Source organism: Rhodoferax sp. PAMC 29310 (genome assembly GCF_017948265.1).
In the GTDB taxonomy this organism is placed as follows: domain Bacteria; phylum Pseudomonadota; class Gammaproteobacteria; order Burkholderiales; family Burkholderiaceae_C; genus Rhodoferax.
Map to the genome: position 1 here is coordinate 2,397,190 of NZ_CP072852.1, position 18,553 is coordinate 2,415,742.

Consider the following 18,553-nt stretch of genomic DNA (forward strand, 5'->3'; position numbering starts at 1 on the left):
CAATGCAAGATTGGCTTAACTCACTGCTCACCCTCCTCGCCCTGCCAGAATACGGCCTGAGCTCGGTTTTTGTGGTGTCGTTTATCTCGGCCACCCTGCTGCCCCTGGGCTCCGAGCCGGCCGTGTTTGGCCTGGTCAAACTGAACCCGCACCTGTTTTGGCCGGCCATTGGCGTCGCCACCGTCGGCAACACACTGGGCGGCATGGTGACCTGGGCGATGGGTTTGGCGTCCCACAAAGTGGTGGACCGCTACAGCTACTCCAGCCACCATGTGCGTGCGCTGGACTGGTTAAAGCGCATTGGGCCCAAAGCCTGTTTGTTAGCCTGGTTGCCCTTGGTGGGCGACCCCTTGTGCGCGGTGGCGGGCTGGCTCAAGCTGCCCTTCTGGCCCTGCGTCGCCTACATGGCCATCGGAAAACTGGCGCGCTACACCTTGATGACGGCAGCGTTGGTCGGGGTGTTTGGCGCCTAGGGAGTGGGTCTGACCGGCCATTGCGCACCGGTCATCAAGTCACTATCTTTTCAATAGCTACTCACGCATACTCCACTCGGACTTCACCCTGTTTTGGCATCAAAACGGGGGAGGCATCCAGTCCCAAACGATTCACACCACTCACCAGCGCTTTGATCGACGCGGTGACGATGTTGCCGTCAATATGCACGCCAAAGCATTCATTGCCGCCCGCAGCCGGCGCGAGTTCCAGAAACGCGCAAGCCTGGGCGTCTCCGGCTTGGTGGCTGGCGCTGGTGGAGCGCTCTTCAAAACTGCGCACCTGTAATGACAGACCAACCTGCTCCAGGGCATGCACCGCGGCGTCGATGGGGCCGTTGCCCTCGCCCATCAAACGTTGCTCAACGCCGTTGATCTCAACCTGCAACTCAATCGCCTGCTGGTTGCCGTGCTCCAACAGGTGGTGACTGATGTAACGCACGGGCGTCGCCACTTCCAGGTAGGTGCGTGAAAACAGTTGCCAGACATCTGTCGCCGTCAACTCGCCGCCATGGGTGTCGGTATGTTGTTGCACCACGCCCGAGAACTCCACCTGCAGACGCCGGGGCATGACGATGCCGTAAGACGACTCCAGCAAGTAGGCAATGCCGCCCTTGCCAGACTGGCTGTTGATACGGATGACCGAGTCGTAGCTGCGACCCACGTCGGCCGGGTCGATCGGCATGTAAGGCACGTTCCACAAGGCATCGGGCTTTTGCGCGGCAAAACCTTTTTTGATGGCGTCCTGGTGCGAGCCGGAAAAAGCGGTGAACACCAAGTCCCCCACGTAAGGGTGGCGCGGGTGAATCGGCAGCTGCGTGCAGTATTCGGCTGTGCGCGCCACTGCATTGATGTCTGAAAAGTCCAGCCCGGGCGACACACCCTGGGTATAGAGGTTGAGCGCCAAGGTCACCAAATCGACGTTGCCAGTGCGCTCGCCGTTACCAAACAGACAACCTTCGACCCGGTCGGCCCCCGCCATCACGCCCAACTCGGCGGCGGCCACGCCCGTGCCCCGGTCGTTGTGGGGGTGCAAGCTGAGCACCACGCTGTCGCGACGGGCCAAGTGGCGGTGCATCCACTCAATTTGGTCGGCGTACACATTGGGCATGGCGACCTCGACCGTGGCGGGCAGGTTCAAAATAACTTTGCGGGTGGGCGTCGCGCCCCAGGCGGCGGTCACCGCATCGCACACCTCCAGCGCAAAGTCGAGCTCTGTGGCGGTGAACGCCTCGGGGCTGTATTGCAGCATCCAGTCTGTGGCGGGTTGCTCGCTGGCCAGTTGCTTGACCAGGTTCACAGCGGTTACGGCCATCTGGACCACCTCAGGCTTACTCATGCCAAAAACGATGTCTCGGAATGGCTTGGAGGTGGCGTTGTACACATGAACAATGGCGCGACGCGCGCCGTTCAACGACTCCATGGTGCGGCGAATCAGGGGCTCGCGCGCAGGGGTGAGCACCTCAATCGTCACATCGTCCGGAATGTGGCCGCCTTCGATCAACTCGCGAACAAAGTCGAAATCGGTTTGCGACGCAGACGGAAAGCCAACCTCAATTTCCTTGAAACCAATGGCGCACAAGGTTTTGAACATGCGCATCTTGCGCTCGGCATCCATGGGCTCAAACAGCGACTGGTTGCCATCCCGCAAGTCGGTGCTCATCCAAATCGGTGGCTGGGTGATGGTGCGGCTAGGCCATTGCCGATCCGGCAGGTTGATAGGGGCAAAGGCCTGGTATTTGGTGGCGGGGTGGGTCAACATGGCGAAGTCTCCTGATCAATGGCGCACGACATGCGCTTGAATCCATCGTAATCAAGAAGGCGTGGCAGGTGCTGCCGCATTTACCTCAAATTCGCAAAACATCGGCAGGAAAAATCATTTTTATAAAATATGTAGCCATATTCAGCCAATCATAATATCTTAGACGCAATAGACCATCAAACCCAGGACTAAAAAGGCGGTCAAACGGGTCGACACCAGAAACAACAAAGCCCTCGTGCAAGAGGGCTTCATCGACGAAAGCGGCGGAGAGGTCAGGGGCGGCACCCCACCGCAACGACTCAGGTGATCAGGAGCTGAACAGGAAGTTCATCACGTCGCCATCCTTGACCACGTATTCCTTGCCCTCGGCGCGCATCTTGCCCGCGTCTTTGGCACCCTGCTCGCCCTTGAAAGCGATGAAGTCTTCAAACGCAATGGTCTGGGCGCGGATGTAGCCTTTTTCAAAGTCGGTGTGGATCACGCCAGCAGCCTGCGGGCCGGTATCGCCCACATGGATAGTCCAGGCGCGCACTTCTTTCACACCCGCGGTGAAGTAGGTTTGCAGACCCAGCAACTTGTAGGCGGCAACGATCAGGCGGTTCAAGCCCGGCTCATCCTGGCCCAACTCGGCCAGGAACATGGCCTTGTCTTCGTCTTCCATGTCAGCCATTTCGGCCTCCATCTTGGCGCAAATGGCTACGACCGGCGCGTTTTGGCTGGCTGCATAGGCATTCAGGCGGTCCAGAAACGGGTTATTCTCAAAACCATCTTCTGACACGTTGGCCACAAACATCGCGGGCTTGGCGGTGATCAGGAAAAACTGGGTGAGCAAGGGCATCTCTTCTTTGCTGAACTCCAACGTCCGCACGGGCTTGGCTTCATTCAACGCCGCCTGGCACTTCTCCAGAATGGCCACCAGCTTGATGGACTCCTTGTCACCCGAGCGAGCCAGCTTGGTGACACGGTGCAAGGCCTTTTCAACAGCCGTCAAGTCCGCCAGGCATAACTCGGTCTGGATCACTTCGATGTCCGAGATCGGGTCGACCTTGCCGGCCACGTGGATGACGTTGTCATCTTCAAAGCAGCGCACCACGTTGATGATGGCGTCGGTTTCCCGAATGTGGGCCAAAAACTTGTTGCCCAGGCCTTCACCCGTGCTGGCGCCCGCCACCAGACCAGCAATATCCACGAACTCCACAATCGCACGCTGAATTTTTTGCGGGTTCACGATGGCCGCCAAGGCGTCCAAGCGTGCATCCGGCACTTCCACGATGCCCACATTGGGTTCGATGGTGCAAAAGGGGTAGTTTTCGGCCGCGATGCCAGCCTTGGTCAAGGCGTTGAACAAAGTTGATTTACCAACGTTGGGCAAGCCCACGATGCCACACTTCAAACTCATGAAAATATCCTTAGAAATCAACGCACTATCGAACCCAACCTGGGCATCGGGGAAGTGCAAGACGCGCGAACGGCGCGAGATCGTGAAGACCGGGGCAAACCGCACCAAACCCTGCTTTAGCGCAAAGCTTTGCCCTCGTTTTGTCCTGGGGGAATGGTGCCAATTGTAATGATTAGCGAGTCGCTACTGCGCCGCAGCACCGCAAGCGGCGGGCGCATCCTGCGTGATCGGGTCTTAAGTGGCTTTGGCGTGCGACTGAATGCGCGCAAAGGTACCTTTCTGATTGCGACGAGCGTGGCGGGGAAAGCCTTTGCCCACCGAAGAATCCTTCAACTTCCTCGACCCGTGGCGGATTAGCTCAGGAACTTGTTCCAAGTCCCGATGTTGTGAACGTCTCGGTAGCCATTTTTCAAAAGAAGAAGTTTTGCCATTCCACTTCGTGTCCCGCTGGCACAGCAAAGGACAACCGGGGCGGACTTGGGTATCTCACCAAGCCTTCTTCCCAACTCCTGCAGGGGGATGTTGATTGTTCCAGGCGCGTTGGCGCTGGCGAACTCCCCCGCTGATCGCACGTCAACCAAGATGGCGCCGTTTTTCTTGAGTTCTGGCAGCATGGCAAGGACTCTTTTTGAGTTCCACCACTTGTACCCAAACCAAAGAACCAGGGCCATGAACGGCCAGTATTGTTGAAAAAAATCCGAAAAATCCATATAGCTCCTTGGCTGACAAAATTGATGAGGTTTCGGTGGACAGCGCCACCACCAGGTGGCTCAAATCAGCGGCATTTACAGCCACGAAATACCAAGGCCGCCCGATAACGGCCCCTGCCAACTGATGATTCTGTCAACGGCGATTTTGTCCTGATTTTGCGGCCTGAAATTCGCAAACCGTCAGAAGCCATTGAGGCCATTGGCCTTTTAAAATCGCCCAGCCTAAGGGACAGTTTTCGGGCGCGACGCCCCAACCTTGGTCAAGGCGTTGAACAAGGTCGATTTACCACCGTTGGGAAAGCCCACAACGCCACACTTCAAACTCATGAAAAATCCCCAGAAATCAACGCACTATCGAACCCATTGTGGGCATCGTGGAAGTGCGGAGCGCGCGAACGGCGCAAGATCGTGAAGACCGGGGCAAACCGCGCCAAACCCGGCCTTAACGCAAAGTTTTGTTCTGGGGGGTAGTTCCAATTGTAATGATTAGCGAGTCGCCTCAGCACCGCAGGCAGTGGGCGTCTCGCGCATCCTGCCGCGCGAATCATTCATGGCTTGACGCGTTTCAAGCCACTCTGCCTCTGGCGTTTAAACCAAGGACTGCGGACTTTCGATCATTTTTTGGTAGACCATGCTTTGCAAAAGCATTTAGTCATTGGCGACGAGACCAACAAACTCGACGCCGAAATGAGTCAATGAAGTCCCACTTTGCTTGAGCTTCTCGTCGTCAAACGCCGCGCGAACAACTGCCAGCAGTGACAAACTGGCCTCTATGCTGCGCAGCGTGAGGCGAAAGGTCAATCGGATTGTTTCGCCGGGCTCGGCCAGTTTTCGTGGTCCATCGATCAGGGCGCCGTTGGCACTCAGATTGGAGATGATTCCCGTCAAATTTTTGCCGTTCTCCGGCGCCGCACGAATATTGACAATGATTTTGGTCTTAACCCTGGCCTCTTTGCGAATCACGGTTCCCTGCACTTCTTTGGGAAAGGAAACATGAAGATAGTTGTAGGGCAGTTTGCACACCCGCTGCACGTCACAGGCAAATCCGAACGCATTTTGGCTGGAAAAGACCCGCATGATGAGCTGATCCCCCTCCATCAGTTGCAGGCGGACATTGTTGGCCGTTGCCGGCGTGGTCAGCAGCAAGCTCAGGTCTTGGCAATACCCAATCAGGCGCACAAAACAGCGCTCGGCAGAAACTTTTTTAGGGGGTTGCGCTTGAAGTCGATCGCCCACCTTGAGATTCATCGCCTCGAATGGAAAGCTGCCTTGGGCGGCATTGGCCCCTGACTCCGCCATTACAGGATACCCATCCAGATTTTCAACCTCACCCTTAGTTTCAAAATCGCTTTTCTCTAGTGGGTTACTACTCATTGGGTGTGATCCGTTCGGCAGAGGTGAGGATGGGTCGAAGAGGAGCCTCCAATTGACTCCCGCAAAGTATCGCTGCTTTCAGAGTCATGGGCACCACGTCTTCTGTCGTCCTTGCTGGGGCGTCTTGCAGCAGGCCTCATTCAACTGCCCTAGTTGGCGTGTGCGCGCCCGATGCATTCATGCTTCGACCAACCACCAGAGGGAATGCAGCCTACCCAAAGTTCAGGTCTGCCAAGACCGTCTGACCAACTCGTAAAACGGCCCCGACCCCATCCACCGTGATGCAGTTCATGCCAAAAGTCACCGCCCCGTTGACACGCGCGTCTTGCCGATAGGCTTGCAAGGTGTCGCTCACCTCAGGGCTGCTTTGCCCGGTGGTGGGGTCGATATTGGGAATGGGGCAGCGCGGGCAGGGCTTGACGGGTTTGAGCACCACCTGATCAGGGCCAGCGTCCACTTGAATCTGAAGGAGCCGATCCTCGTCATGCGCTTCCACGCCGCTCAACACCAGATTGGGGCGAAAGCGCGCCATGCTGACGGCGCCGTTCCCACCAGCAAGCAGCCGCTGATTCAGTCCCGCCAAAGAAGACTCGCTGATCACCAGCAAGGGAAACCCATCGCTGAACTGGTTCAAGGCGGGTACGCCATCAGTCCATTTCAGGCTGGCCACCCGCCGATGGGCCGGGTCGAAACGAACCAAGCGGTAAGAGGCCGATGCCGCACCGCCGCCAAGAAATTGGGTGAACCATTCGGCCACCTGATCGCCCATGTCGTGCGCTGGAACGTGATCGTCCCAGACTTGAACCGTCACCAATGGCCCCTCGGCGTCAAACTGCACGGCCAATACCGGCATGCCGGGTGCACGCAACTCCATCTCGGTCGCCATCAGACTGGGCTCAATCAGCGCCATGCGGGGGTGCTCGCGCTGGGTCACAAAACGACTCTGAGCATCAATCACCATCCAGGCCCGGTCCCATTCCAGCCCCGTTTCAGTCAGGCGTACCGCCTGCACCTCGATACCAGCGCAGGATTTCACCGGGTAAACAAACAAACGGGCGATGGCACCGGTTACGTCGCCGTCAGGCAGGTCACTTGGATTCACACAGAACTCCCGTCGGAAGGAAAGTAGGGATTTTGCCCTGCCTCCTACAATCTTGTGCATGACTCAACCCTTAGATATATGCATCCGCGGCAGCGGCATTGTGGGGCGCACGCTGGCATTGCTCCTGGCCCGGGAGCGGTTGCGTGTCGGACTGGTGCAACAGCCGACACCGGGGGCGTCGTCACCGAGCAAGCCGGATGTGCGTGCCTATGCATTGAACGCCAAGTCGCGCGCCCTACTGGAGTCGGTGCGCTGTTGGCCAGACCCACAGCACGCCACAGAAGTGCTCAACATGCAGGTCCGCGGCGATGACAGCGGGGAGGTCAACTTCTCCGCCACCGAGCTTCATGTGCCCGGCCTGACCTGGATTGTGGACGTGCCGGTGCTGGAGGCGCAGTTGGCAGATGCCGTTCGGTTCCAGCCTCAAATTGAGGTGCTGAGCGAACCCAAGCCCGCCAAACTCACTGTGATCTGCGAGGGAAAAGCCAGCAGCACACGCGCAGAATTTGGCATTGACTTTGACGTCAAGCCCTACCCCCAACATGCCATTGCCGCCCGCCTGACCTGCGAGATACCCCATGGACAAACCGCTCGCCAGTGGTTTTCTCAGGGTGAAATTCTGGCTTTTTTGCCCATGGATGGCCCGCAGGGGAACTCTTTGGCTTTGGTGTGGTCAGTTCATGATTCGCGGGTGCAAACCTTGGTAGATGCCAATGCGCAGGAATTTTGTCAACAGCTCGCAATAGCCAGCCAAGGCAGCCTCGGTCAACTGACGCTGAGCAGCGACCGTGTGGCTTGGCCCCTGCAAATGGCTCGTGCGGAGCGTTGGGCCGGCTTACACGAGGGGAAACCGTGGGTATTGGCTGGCGACGCTGCGCACAACGTGCACCCTTTGGCAGGCCAGGGACTGAACTTGGGTCTGGCCGATGTAGCTGCTTTGGCCACGGTGTTGCACGAGCGTGAATACTGGCGCGCCGTGGGTGACGAGAAGCTGATGCGCCGGTACGAACGATCCCGCAAGGCGGACGTATTGGCTACCGGCACCGCGATGGATGGGTTGCAGCAGTTGTTTTCGCAGCAGGGTGCCGCTTGGCAGTCGGCGCGCAACTGGGGCATGAACGGATTTGAACGAAGCGGCCTGCTCAAGCAGTGGGTGGCACGTCAGGCCATGGGCCTGCAATGATGGATTGGAACAAAAATGAACTTGATGAAAACGGCGCTGATGGCGACCACCCTGTTGGTCAGCTTGACCATCAACGCCCAAGAGGCCACGATTCGCAAAAATCTGGCCGAGCGGGTGCCTCAATTGCCCGCCATTGACGAAATCACAAAAAGCCCAATGCCTGGGCTGTTCGAGATCCGCGTCAACGGCTCTGAAATCTATTACACCGATGCCAAAGGCGACTTCCTGGTCAACGGCAGTCTGATCGACACCCGCCAACGTCGCAACCTGACGGAAGAGCGAGTGGAAAAACTGACGGCCATCAACTTTGACGCCTTGCCCCTCAAGGACGCCTTTACAACCGTCAATGGCAACGGAAAACGCAAAATGGTGGTTTTTGAAGACCCCAACTGTGGCTATTGCAAACGCTTTGAGCAAGACCTGCAAAAGGTCAAAGACGTCACCGTCCATTTGTTTCTGTATCCCATCTTGGGCGCCGACTCTGTTGAAAAATCCAAAAACATCTGGTGCGCCAAAGACAAAGCCAAATCCTGGCAGGATTGGATGCTGCGAGAAAAAGTGCCAGCCAGCGCCAGTTGCGATACCAGCGCCGTCGCCCGCAATGTCGAACTGGGTCGCAAGTACAAGATCACCGGCACACCGACTCTGATCTTTGCGGATGGCTCTCGTATTCCAGGCGCCATCAACGCCGACCAAATCGAGCAACACCTGGCGGAACGCAAGAACTGATGGCAAGCGCCGCTCTTGCCTTCCGCGTGCGGGTCCTGGACCGGCACGCCCACCTGTTTCAGGTCAGCCTCACTGTTGCCAACCCGGCTGCAGCACAACAAGTCAGCCTGCCGGTTTGGATACCAGGCAGCTACCTGATTCGCGAGTTCTCCAAGACGCTGCAAAACCTTCTGGCCAGCCAAGGCAAAAAGTCCGTGGCGCTCACCCAGCAGGACAAGTGCAGTTGGCAGGCAGATTGCGTCGCCGGCAAGCCTTTGGTGCTGAGCTACGAGGTGTACGCGTTTGACAACTCCGTGCGCACCGCCTGGCTGGATGCCTCGCGCGGGTTTTTCAACGGCACCAGCTTGTTTCTGCAAGTTGCCGGACAAGAATCCGAGCCGCATCAAATGACGCTGGAGGCCGACAAAGCACTAGCCGGTTGGCAAGTGGCCACCGGGTTGACCCCTGCCAAGGTCGATAAAAACGGCTTTGGCCGTTACCTGGCCGCCAATTACGACGAGTTGGTGGATTGCCCGGTCGAGTTGGGCGCATTCTGGAGCGACACCTTTGTGGCGGCGGGCATTGAACACCGTTTTGTCGTCGCTGGCGCGCCGCCCAGCTTTGACGGCGCACGGCTTTTGGCCGACACAAAAGCGATTTGCGAGACAGAAATTCGTTTCTGGCATGGTGCCAAGAGCCGCAAGAAGGCGGATCAGCCACCGCACCGCAACTACCTGTTCATGCTGAACGTGGTGGACGACGGCTATGGCGGACTGGAGCATCGCAACTCCACGGCTCTGATCTGCATGCGCAAGGACTTGCCGCGGCTCAGCCATCCGGCACTTACCCCCGCCAGCATCAACCTGCCCGACGCCAAGCCCGCCGTCAACGAGGGCTACACCCAGTTGTTAGGTCTCATCAGCCATGAGTACTTTCACACCTGGAATGTGAAGCGTTTGCGCCCCGCCGAGTTTGCTCGCTATGACTATGGGCAAGAAAACTACACCGAACTGCTCTGGTTTTTTGAAGGCTTCACCAGCTACTACGACGACTTGCTGCTGCACCGCGCCGGCTTGATCGATGAAACGGCCTACCTGCGCCTGCTCAACAAAGCTATCAATCAGGTTCACCAAACGCCCGGACGCATGATTCAAACCGTGGCCCAAGCCAGTTTTGATGCCTGGGTGAAGTACTACCGGCAAGACGAGAACACCCCCAATGCCACGGTGAGTTACTACACCAAAGGCGCACTGGTGGCTTTGTGCCTTGACCTCACGCTGCGCAGTGAGGGCAAGACGACATTGGACGAGGTCATGCGCGCGCTGTGGCAGCGCTGCCAAGGTGGTCCCATGACCGAGGCCGATGTGCTGGCCGTGCTGGAAACCCTGGCGGGCCGCTCGCTGGCCAGCGAAGTCGCCCAATGGGTGCACAGCACGACCGATCTGCCGATTCAAGCCTTGCTGGAGCAGCGCGGTGTTGCCGTGCTGAACGAACCCGCGCAACTGGCGCAGCGCCTGGGCGTGCGTGTGAGCGAAGGCAGTGCAGTTCAGATCAAAACAGTCTTGCGTGGCGGCGCCGCCGAACAAGCCGGCTTTGCCGCAGGAGACGAATGGCTGGGCGTGCAAGTGGGCAAAGGCAAAACCGCGACCCAATGGCGTCTGAAAAAACTGGATGACCTGCTGCTTTACGCAGACGCCAGCCCTGAACTGGTCGCCATGGTGGCCCGTGACAAGCGCATTCTGAATCTTCAACTGACCTTGCCCACGGCAGTCAACACCTGGCTGCTCGTCGCACGGGACAAGACCCGGGTCAATCAATGGCTGAAACCATCCTGATTGCCCTTAGCATTTCTTTTTACCAACCAACTCATTGAGATCTGCATGAACTACGAAATGATCACCGTCCGCACCGAGGGCGACAAAGTCGGCATCGTCACCCTCAATAGGCCCAAGCAACTCAATGCCCTCAACGACCAACTGATGACCGAGCTGGGCGACGCGCTCAAGGCGTTTGACGCCAATGAGGCCATTGGCTGCATGATCATCACCGGCAGCGAGAAGGCCTTTGCGGCCGGTGCTGATATTGGCGCCATGGCGAACTACAGCTTTGCCGATGCCTACAAGGGCGACTACATCACCCGTAACTGGGAGCACATTCGCGCCATTCGCAAGCCCGTGATCGCGGCCGTGAGCGGCTTTGCACTGGGTGGCGGCTGTGAACTGGCCATGATGTGCGACTTCATCATTGCCGCCGACAACGCCAAATTTGGCCAGCCCGAAATCAAACTCGGCATCATTCCCGGCGCCGGCGGTACGCAGCGCCTGCCCCGCGCTGTCGGCAAGGCCAAGGCCATGGACATGGCTTTGACTGGCCGCATGATGGACGCCACCGAGGCCGAGCGCGCCGGATTGGTCAGCCGCGTGGTGGCACTGGACAAATTGATGGACGAAGCCCTGGGCGCCGCCCTCATGATCAGTGAGTACTCACAAATTGCCACCATGGCCGCCAAAGAATCCGTGAACCGTGCCTTTGAAGGCACCTTGAGCGACGGCGTGACCTTTGAGCGCCGCCTGTTCCACGCCTTGTTTGCCACGGCTGACCAGAAGGAAGGCATGGACGCTTTTGTGAACAAGCGCCAAGCAATTTTCACCAACCGCTGAAAACCACGATTTCTGAAGGCTATAATCTTGCCTCGTTGGTGATATAGCTCAGTTGGTTAGAGCGCAGCATTCATAATGCTGATGTCGGTGGTTCAAATCCACCTATCACCACCAAAATTTAAAAACCCGCAACGGCTTCGGCTCTTGCGGGTTTTTTCTTGCCCATCCGCAATGTAGCTGTGGCGAATCCCTTGCAAAATAGCGGGCATGACCGCCCTTTTCTTTTCCGACGAATCGCTTCATTCCGCAACGGCAAGCACTTTGTCTCTGCTGCCGCCCGATGACCCGCTGCGCGCCACGCTGCACAACGAGGTCCACGCCCGCCCCTCTGCCCGCGTGCGATTGCCGGCGATGGTTATCTATGTGGCGGTCCTCAACGCCGGCGTGACGCGGGAGCAGGAATGTGCCCATTTGCGCCTGTTGCCAGGCCAGGCCGACTTGCCGCTGGACAGCCTTCAGAGCAGTTTTCTGCGCTTGCGCTTTGAGGGCTACAGCATCAAGTGGGAGCGGCATACCGAGTTCACCCGCTACTCCGTTCTGCAAGATTTGCCGGACGAGGTGGTTTTGGGGACGCCAGAGCCCGATTTACTAAAGAACCTGGCTGTCACCCCTGAGTGGTTGCGAAACCTGCCGGGGCGCACCGTGGCCGCCATTCAATTGGCCATGGTGCACGGTGATCTCAATGACCTCCCCGCCGTCATCACTGACGCCCAAGCCTGGTTCGGGCCCAGCACGCTGATTGCGTCGCAGTTGGGCAACGCCCCCAACAAAACCACGGGTCACTCGGTGGCGATTACGGATTTTCGAATCCGCTCAGACGGTTTCGAGCGCATTCTGGTCATTGCGCCCACCCACACCAGCAAGCCCCGCGCGGGTCGTATTGCCCAACGCCTGCTGGAGCTGGAAACCTACCGCCTGATGGCCCTGCGGGGCCTGCCCGTGGCCAAGCAGTTGGGCGCCATGCTGTCGGAGTCCGAAGAGTCCCTGGCGCTTATTACGGCGCGCCTGGAAAGCAAGTCAGCCCTTGACCAGGAATTGCTGGACACACTGGTGTCGCTGGCAGCGGGCATTGAGCGCGCCACGGCTGAGCACAGCTACCGTTTTGCCGCCACACGGGCCTACGACACGCTGGTGGGTCAGCGCAGCAAGGAGTTGCGCGAGCGCCCGATTCCCGGCACCCAGACCATGGATGAATTCATGCAAAGGCGCTTGTCCCCGGCCATGGCCACGGTGGCGGCCACCGCCCAGCGCCTGACTTCTCTGTCCGAGCGGGTGGCACGCACCAGTGCGCTGCTGCGCACACGGGTGGACATTGCCACCGAAATCCAGAACCAGCAGCTGCTGGAAAAGCTCACCCGGGGGCAGGACATGCAGTTGCGCCTGCAGACCACGGTGGAGGGGCTGTCGATTGCCGCCATCTCGTATTACGTCATCAGTTTGTTACTGTATGCAGGCAAAGCGCTGAAAGCCGCCGGCTTGCCCGTGAACCCTGAAATGGCCGCCGGCGCGCTGGTGCCAGTGGTACTGTGGGGGGTGTGGCGCACAACCCGGCGCATTCACGCCAAACTGCATACCAACCCCTGAATTACATACCAAATCACCCTCTAGCCCCCATTAAAACTGCGCAAACAGCTATCATTTTTATAACAACATCACGACGGATTAGGATGTCTAAAGCCTGTCTTCTGACGACCCCACATTCACCATGAGCACTCCATCCACTCCCTATGAACTGTTGGGCGGCGAAGCCGGCGTGCACCGCCTGGTGCAGCGCTTTTATGCCCTGATGGACGAACTGCCCGAGGCGCACGCGGTGCGCCAAATGCACCCCGAAAGCCTGGAAGGCAGCGCCACCAGCCTGTTTGAGTTTTTGTCCGGCTGGTTTGGTGGGCCCTCCTTGTACATCGCCAAAAAAGGCCACCCACGGCTGCGCATGCGCCACGCCCCGTATGCTGTGGGCACCTCCGTGCGAGACGAATGGATGCTGTGCATGACTCAGGCTTTGACCGAGCAGGTCGAAGACGAGGCCTTCAGGGACAGTCTGATCGACACCTTTGCGCAGATGGCCAGCCACATGATCAACACCGATGAGGCGCCGCACCCTTGAGCGCACGGCCACCACCAACCCGTCACCCAATCAATCACCCAAAAGGAGCTTTCCCATGAAAACTGCACATGATCTCGTCGCCGCCGCCAAAACCCGCATTCATGAAGTCGCCCTGGCCGACGCCGACCGCGCCATTCAGACCGCCAACGTCGTGATCGACGTGCGTGAAGCCGAGGAATTTGCGGCCGGCCACCTCCCCGGCGCCATTCACGCCTCGCGCGGCATGCTGGAATTCAAGCTGAGCAACAACCCCGAGCTCAGCGCGCGCGACATAAAGATCGTGCTGTATTGCAAAACCAGTGGCCGCGCCGCACTGGCCGCCTGCGCCCTTCAAGACATGGGCTACCTGCAGGTTCAGTCTATTGCAGGCGGATTTGACGCCTGGGCCGCCGCTGGCAAGCCTGTCGTCAAGCCCAGCTTGCCTTCGTTCGAATAAGCCACGGCAACGGCACGCCCGATGGACCCCACGCTTCTGGCTGTTGGCTTAGGTGCCTTAATTGGTTTGGTGCTGGCGCTCACCGGCGCGGGAGGTGGCGTGCTGGCCATTCCGCTGCTGGTGTTCGGCTTGCACCTGCCGTTGCAACAAGCCGCACCGGTTGGGCTGGTCGCCGTCGGGCTGGCGGCCGCCTTGGGCGCCGCGCTGGGGCTTAAAGAGGGCATTGTTCGGTATCGCGCAGCGGCCTTGATTGGCGTGGCGGGCATGATCGTCGCCCCGCTGGGCGTCTGGCTGGCCCAACACTTGCCCAATCGACCCTTGCTCGGTGCGTTTTCGCTGGTCCTGCTGTACACCGCCTGGCGCCTGCTGCGCAAAAAATCAGGCGCCAAGGCTCACCTGACGGGCGTTCCCTGCCATGTCAGCGACGCCGACCACCGCATTGCCTGGACACTGCCCTGCGCCCGCGCACTGGGCGGCACCGGCTTGCTGTCGGGTTTGCTCAGTGGTTTGCTCGGCGTGGGCGGCGGTTTCGTCATCGTGCCCGCGCTCACCCGCTACACCGATCTGGACGTGCGCAGCATTCAGGTCACCTCGCTGGCAGTGATTGCCCTGGTGTCGGTCAGCGGTGTCTCAGCGGCGGCCCTGCATGGGTCCGTGCCTTGGCCGGTGGCCATTCCATTTGCGGGTGGCGCAGCGGTGGCCTTGTTAGTTGGGCGACTGCTGGCCAGCCGGCTGGATGCCGCGCGGCTTCAACAGGCCTTCGCCTGGTTCACCGTGCTTGTCGCGTTGCTGATGCTCGCCAGAGCTTTTGGGTGGATCAGCACATGAATTTTTGGGACCAACAGTTCGCTGCCGCTGAGTTCAAGTACGGCACCGAGGTCAACCAGTTTTTGCGCCAGCAGGCGGTGCAATTGCCAGCGGGTGCTCGAGTGCTGCTGCCCGGCGACGGTGAAGGGCGCAACAGCGTCTGGTTGGCCGAACAAGGTTTTCAGGTCACCGCCATGGACGGCTCCCAAGTGGGCCTGGACAAAGCGCAGCGCTTGGCCCAGCAGAAGGGTGTCGAGATTGAGGTGGTACATGCCGATCTGGTGGACTGGGTGCCGGCGCCTTCCAGCGTGGACGCGGTGGTGCTGACCTTTGTTCACCTGCCGGAAACGCTGCGTGCCAGCGTTCGCCATCGGCTGGTGGCAGCGCTGTGGCCTGGCGGGCTGTTCATTCTGGAGGCGTTTCACCCCCGTCAGCTGAGCTTTAGCAGTGGCGGACCCAAGGTGGAATCCATGCTGTACTCACTGCACACCTTGCGGGCTGACCTGCATGCCGCACTGGAGATTGATCTGAGCGAGGTGCTGACCTGGGAAGGCGCAGACCAACTCAGCGAAGGCCCTGGCCACCAAGGCCCGGCCTACCTGACCCGTTTCGTGGCCCAACGCCGCTGAGTGGCCCGGGGCGGCAAACTTGCCGCGCTTGCCTATTCCCCGCGAGCAGCGGCTGCCGCAGCGGCGCGGAGTTTGTCTTTTTTGCTGGGGCGCAGACCCTTCACGCCGCCATTGTTTGGCCCAGCCACGGCGCCCTCAGCGGCGGGCGGCGCAGTTTCAACGGGCTCGAATCCGGGCACCTGCTCCAGCGTCAACGCCAAACCGTGGCGCTTTTCAATCAAACGGAAATGGGCTTCCGTGCTGGCGCTCACAAAGCTCACCGCCAGCCCTCGCTCTCCAGCACGGCCGGTGCGGCCCACGCGGTGGGTGTAGTCCACGGCAGAGCGTGGCAAATCAAAGTTCACCACCACCGGCAACTGCGCAATGTCGATACCGCGTGAGGCCACGTCGGTGGCGACCACCACGCTCAAACGAGACGCCTTGAAATCACCCAGCACCTGGGTGCGCTTGCCTTGACTCAGCTCACCATGAAAAGGCTCGGCGTTGATTTCGGCTTTGCGCAGCTTGTCGGCCACGATTTCGGCGGCAAATTTGGTCGCCACAAACACCAGCACCCGGCTCCATTTGTTTTGCTGAATCAAATGCCTCAACAGTTGGGTGCGCCGGCTCACGTCCACGGCAATGGCTCGTTGTTCTATGTCGGGCTCACCATTGGTTTCGGGCAACACATCCACCCGCACCGGGTCGCGCAGCATGGCAGTGGCCAAGGCCGTCACGGCTGGCGGGAAGGTGGCTGAGAAAAACAGGTTTTGGCGTTGCTCTGGCAACAAGGCCAGGATGCGGTTCAACTCTTCAGAAAACCCCAGATCGAGCAGACGATCCGCCTCGTCCAGCACCAGCGTACTCACCGCACCCAGGTTCAAGGCGTTGTGCTCCACCAGATCAATCAAACGCCCTGGCGTGGCCACCACAATGTCGGTGCCGCTTCGCAGGCCCATCATTTGCGGATTGATGGACACGCCACCAAACACCACGGTGACCTTTGGGGTTGGTGTCAGGCCTTCGGCCAGACTGTTAATCGACTCCGCCACCTGGGCGGCCAACTCACGTGTGGGCACCAGCACCAACGCGCGGGGGCGCCGGGGGCGGGTTGCCGTTGTGTTTTCAATGGCTTGCAACAAAGGCAAGGCAAAAGCAGCCGTTTTCCCCGAACCAGTTTGCGCCGAGCCCAGCACATCCCGCCCTTGCAGGGCCGCCGGAATGGCCTCGGCCTGAATCGGCGTGGGCGTGGGCCAGGCTTTGGCAGTGACCGCGCGCAGGAGAGCGGGCGACAAACCCAGTGAAGAAAATGGCATGAACGACTGCTTTTTATAAGATGAAAGAAGGGGCAGTTTAAGCGCTAGGCCCCCAAGCCTCATAATCGAGCGCTTTCCGATCACGGCTATTTCCGTTTCCAAATCAATTGTGTCTAGGCGCGAAGCCGCAGGCAGTGCAGACGCACGACAAGGCGAAGCAACAACGACGCGGATGATTTAGAAACGGAATAAGAGGCGTGATTCATGACCGACTTAAGGGCTCCCATGCGCAAGACATTCAACCTCAACATCGAAGGCAAAAACCGGGACCGCGTCCTCGAAGCCACCAAGCACGAGATCCGCAAGTACGTGAAACGCCAGCGCCGCGTGCCTCTGCCAGAGGGCGTGGACTTCTGGGATTTCGACTGCAAATTTGGCACCAGCGCCGACAACGCGGCCACCATTCACTTTGCCGAACTGACCGAAAAGATTGACGCCGTCGTCCAAGCAGGTGGCGAGACGTTCTATCTGGAATTGCTGGCCAAAGACGGCGTACGCTCGTCCAAGCCAGCGGACATGAAAGCCGCCGAAGCGGCGGCCGCAGCCGCTGCTGCTGCTGAAGACGGCGACGATGAAGAAGATGAAGAAGAGGCCGACAAAGCCTGATTTGACTACCGCCCTGAGCTACCTGGACTTCGACTACAGTGAAGACGAGCTAGGTTGGGGCAACTTTGACGCCATGGCCTCGGTGTTGCTACAGCAGCGCCCGGCCCTTCAGGCTGAACTGGCCCACATGCTGAACTGGGCCCACGCCACCTTCCCGCATCAGCAAGCCCCGCTGGACGACGGGGGCGAGTGGGACTATGACCTGCAAGAGCACCTGGACATCACCCCGCACGGGCCACCCCGGCACACCTTCATTCTCTCAATTAGCGGCACACCGCAGTTTTGCGACGCCTTCAAACAGCAATTTGACCTGGATTAGTGCCGCGGGCGCGCCGCGCCCCTGGCCCACCAGCACTACTTGCCGGCCTGATCGCCCCACAACTGTTCAAGACGGGCCTCACGCCCGCAACTGGTGCGGTAGTACTTGTAGCGAATGGGGTTCTTTTGGTAATAGTCTTGGTGGTAGCTTTCAGCCGGGTAGAAGTCGCTGGCTTTCTCAACCGGGGTCACGATGGGTGCAGCAAAAGGCTTGGTCTTTTCAACAGCCGCTCGTGAAGCCAGGGCGATTTTCATCTGCTCGTCGTTCACTGCAAAAATGGCGGTGCGGTAGGGCGTGCCGATGTCGCAAAACTGCCTGTCCTTGACCGTGGGATCAATCGTGTGCCAGAAATAGGACACCAGCCGCTCATAACTGACCTTGGCTGGGTCATAAACCACCTCAACCGCCTCAGCATGCCCTGTGGTGTGGCCGGATACCTCTTCGTAAGTCGGGTTGGCCGTTTTGCCCCCCGTGTAACCCGAGGTAGTGGAAAGTACCCCTGGTATCTTGTCAAAGTCAGACTCCACGCACCAGAAGCAGCCGCCTGCAAAGATGGCTTTGGCTGTTGGCCCGGCCGTGACAGCCGCCTTGGCCGCTGGTGCGGCCTTGTCGGCCGCATTAGACATTGACAATGTGCCAAGCGTCAGCGCCAACACGCCAGCAGCCAGCTCAGTCACGCGAAGAAGGGGGGATTTGAGTGATGTGTTCATGAGGATTTGTCGTGTGCCGGTGGAATTTCTTTCACGGGATGATGCGCTTTTTTGAATGTCATCACTGACAGGGCTGGAAGCGGCACCGCACTTGCCGCAAGTTTGGCCCTGCCTCAGACGGAGGCGCCTCGGCTTGCCACTCAATCAGCGGCCACGTCGAGCGCCTGCAAACAAAAATGCCGTTTTTTTGACTCAACGACAAGATCACTTTGCCATCAATACTTGAACCAGGATCGAGGCCACTGACAGGCCTAG

At 59.1% G+C, this 18,553-nt stretch carries 19 protein-coding genes, 1 tRNA gene and 1 pseudogene; 13 read left to right on the forward strand and 8 right to left on the reverse strand.

Going from position 1 to position 18,553, the window contains the following annotated elements; translation table 11 throughout:
* Positions 1-2 precede the first annotated feature (2 nt).
* A complete protein-coding gene (locus J8G15_RS10980; RefSeq protein ID WP_210541966.1) occupies positions 3-473 on the forward strand; it encodes a YqaA family protein in 471 nt (156 codons plus the stop codon).
* Between the two features lie 61 nt (positions 474-534).
* Here the strand turns inward: J8G15_RS10980 and leuA are convergent, their stop codons facing one another.
* From leuA to J8G15_RS11010, 6 genes and pseudogenes are all read right to left on the reverse strand, one after another.
* Complete coding sequence (leuA, locus tag J8G15_RS10985) at positions 535-2,253, reverse strand: 2-isopropylmalate synthase (RefSeq protein ID WP_210541967.1); 1,719 nt, start codon at positions 2,251-2,253, stop codon at positions 535-537.
* A gap of 307 nt (positions 2,254-2,560) precedes the next feature.
* Positions 2,561-3,652, reverse strand: a complete 1,092-nt coding sequence (gene ychF / locus J8G15_RS10990) for a redox-regulated ATPase YchF (RefSeq protein ID WP_210541969.1) — start codon at positions 3,650-3,652, stop codon at positions 2,561-2,563.
* Positions 3,653-4,005: 353 nt separating this feature from the next.
* On the reverse strand, positions 4,006-4,362 hold the full coding sequence (locus J8G15_RS10995) for a rhodanese-like domain-containing protein (RefSeq protein ID WP_210541972.1): 357 nt from the start codon (positions 4,360-4,362) through the stop codon (positions 4,006-4,008).
* A 249-nt stretch (positions 4,363-4,611) separates the two neighbouring features.
* Positions 4,612-4,689: pseudogene (locus J8G15_RS11000) on the reverse strand (GTPase); the annotation flags it as partial.
* 321 nt (positions 4,690-5,010) lie between these two features.
* Entirely contained in the window at positions 5,011-5,736 is a 726-nt protein-coding gene (locus J8G15_RS11005) for a flagellar brake protein (protein WP_210541973.1), read from the reverse strand.
* 211 nt (positions 5,737-5,947) lie between these two features.
* Entirely contained in the window at positions 5,948-6,838 is an 891-nt protein-coding gene (locus J8G15_RS11010) for an MOSC domain-containing protein (RefSeq protein WP_240538244.1), read from the reverse strand.
* Positions 6,839-6,896: 58 nt separating this feature from the next.
* Here J8G15_RS11010 and J8G15_RS11015 point away from each other — a divergent pair, with 58 nt between their 5' ends.
* The 10 genes from J8G15_RS11015 (at position 6,897) to J8G15_RS11060 (ending at position 15,368) form a co-directional block, all read left to right on the forward strand.
* Entirely contained in the window at positions 6,897-8,021 is a 1,125-nt protein-coding gene (locus J8G15_RS11015; protein ID WP_210541976.1) for an FAD-dependent monooxygenase, read from the forward strand.
* A 15-nt stretch (positions 8,022-8,036) separates the two neighbouring features.
* Complete coding sequence (locus tag J8G15_RS11020; protein WP_210541977.1) at positions 8,037-8,750, forward strand: DsbC family protein; 714 nt, start codon at positions 8,037-8,039, stop codon at positions 8,748-8,750.
* Positions 8,750-10,564, forward strand: a complete 1,815-nt coding sequence (locus J8G15_RS11025) for a M61 family metallopeptidase (protein WP_210541978.1) — start codon at positions 8,750-8,752, stop codon at positions 10,562-10,564. The genes J8G15_RS11020 and J8G15_RS11025 overlap by 1 nt, the downstream gene beginning before the upstream one ends.
* A 45-nt stretch (positions 10,565-10,609) precedes the next feature.
* Positions 10,610-11,389 (forward strand): enoyl-CoA hydratase, encoded by a 780-nt coding sequence (locus J8G15_RS11030; RefSeq protein ID WP_210541979.1) that lies wholly within the window; start codon positions 10,610-10,612, stop codon positions 11,387-11,389.
* A gap of 37 nt (positions 11,390-11,426) precedes the next feature.
* Positions 11,427-11,503: transfer RNA gene (locus J8G15_RS11035), tRNA-Met, on the forward strand.
* Between the two features lie 93 nt (positions 11,504-11,596).
* Positions 11,597-12,973, forward strand: a complete 1,377-nt coding sequence (locus J8G15_RS11040; RefSeq protein WP_210541980.1) for a DUF3422 family protein — start codon at positions 11,597-11,599, stop codon at positions 12,971-12,973.
* Positions 12,974-13,094: 121 nt separating this feature from the next.
* The gene (locus J8G15_RS11045) at positions 13,095-13,496 is read left to right on the forward strand and encodes a group II truncated hemoglobin (protein ID WP_210541981.1); all 402 of its coding nucleotides are present in this window, start codon (positions 13,095-13,097) and stop codon (positions 13,494-13,496) included.
* A 55-nt stretch (positions 13,497-13,551) separates the two neighbouring features.
* Entirely contained in the window at positions 13,552-13,932 is a 381-nt protein-coding gene (locus J8G15_RS11050) for a rhodanese-like domain-containing protein (RefSeq protein WP_210541982.1), read from the forward strand.
* A gap of 21 nt (positions 13,933-13,953) precedes the next feature.
* Positions 13,954-14,760, forward strand: coding sequence for a sulfite exporter TauE/SafE family protein (locus tag J8G15_RS11055; protein ID WP_210541983.1), 807 nt, complete (start codon positions 13,954-13,956; stop codon positions 14,758-14,760).
* A complete protein-coding gene (locus J8G15_RS11060) occupies positions 14,757-15,368 on the forward strand; it encodes a bifunctional 2-polyprenyl-6-hydroxyphenol methylase/3-demethylubiquinol 3-O-methyltransferase UbiG (RefSeq protein WP_210541985.1) in 612 nt (203 codons plus the stop codon). Before J8G15_RS11055 ends, J8G15_RS11060 begins: the two co-directional genes overlap by 4 nt.
* Positions 15,369-15,400: 32 nt before the next feature.
* Here J8G15_RS11060 and J8G15_RS11065 read toward each other — a convergent pair whose 3' ends face one another.
* Positions 15,401-16,663 carry a DEAD/DEAH box helicase gene (locus J8G15_RS11065; RefSeq protein ID WP_210541987.1) on the reverse strand — a complete coding sequence of 421 codons (1,263 nt, stop codon included), beginning with the start codon at positions 16,661-16,663 and terminating at the stop codon, positions 15,401-15,403.
* A gap of 204 nt (positions 16,664-16,867) precedes the next feature.
* On the opposite strand from J8G15_RS11065, the gene J8G15_RS11070 reads away from it, so the two are divergent.
* Positions 16,868-17,269, forward strand: coding sequence for a DUF6172 family protein (locus J8G15_RS11070; protein WP_370627413.1), 402 nt, complete (start codon positions 16,868-16,870; stop codon positions 17,267-17,269).
* Between the two features lies 1 nt (position 17,270).
* Positions 17,271-17,588: a hypothetical protein gene (locus J8G15_RS11075; RefSeq protein ID WP_240538245.1), complete on the forward strand. Its 318-nt coding sequence runs from the start codon at positions 17,271-17,273 to the stop codon at positions 17,586-17,588.
* Between the two features lie 35 nt (positions 17,589-17,623).
* Here the strand turns inward: J8G15_RS11075 and msrA are convergent, their stop codons facing one another.
* Positions 17,624-18,298, reverse strand: coding sequence for a peptide-methionine (S)-S-oxide reductase MsrA (gene msrA / locus J8G15_RS11080; protein ID WP_210541989.1), 675 nt, complete (start codon positions 18,296-18,298; stop codon positions 17,624-17,626).
* Positions 18,299-18,553: the final 255 nt, after the last annotated feature.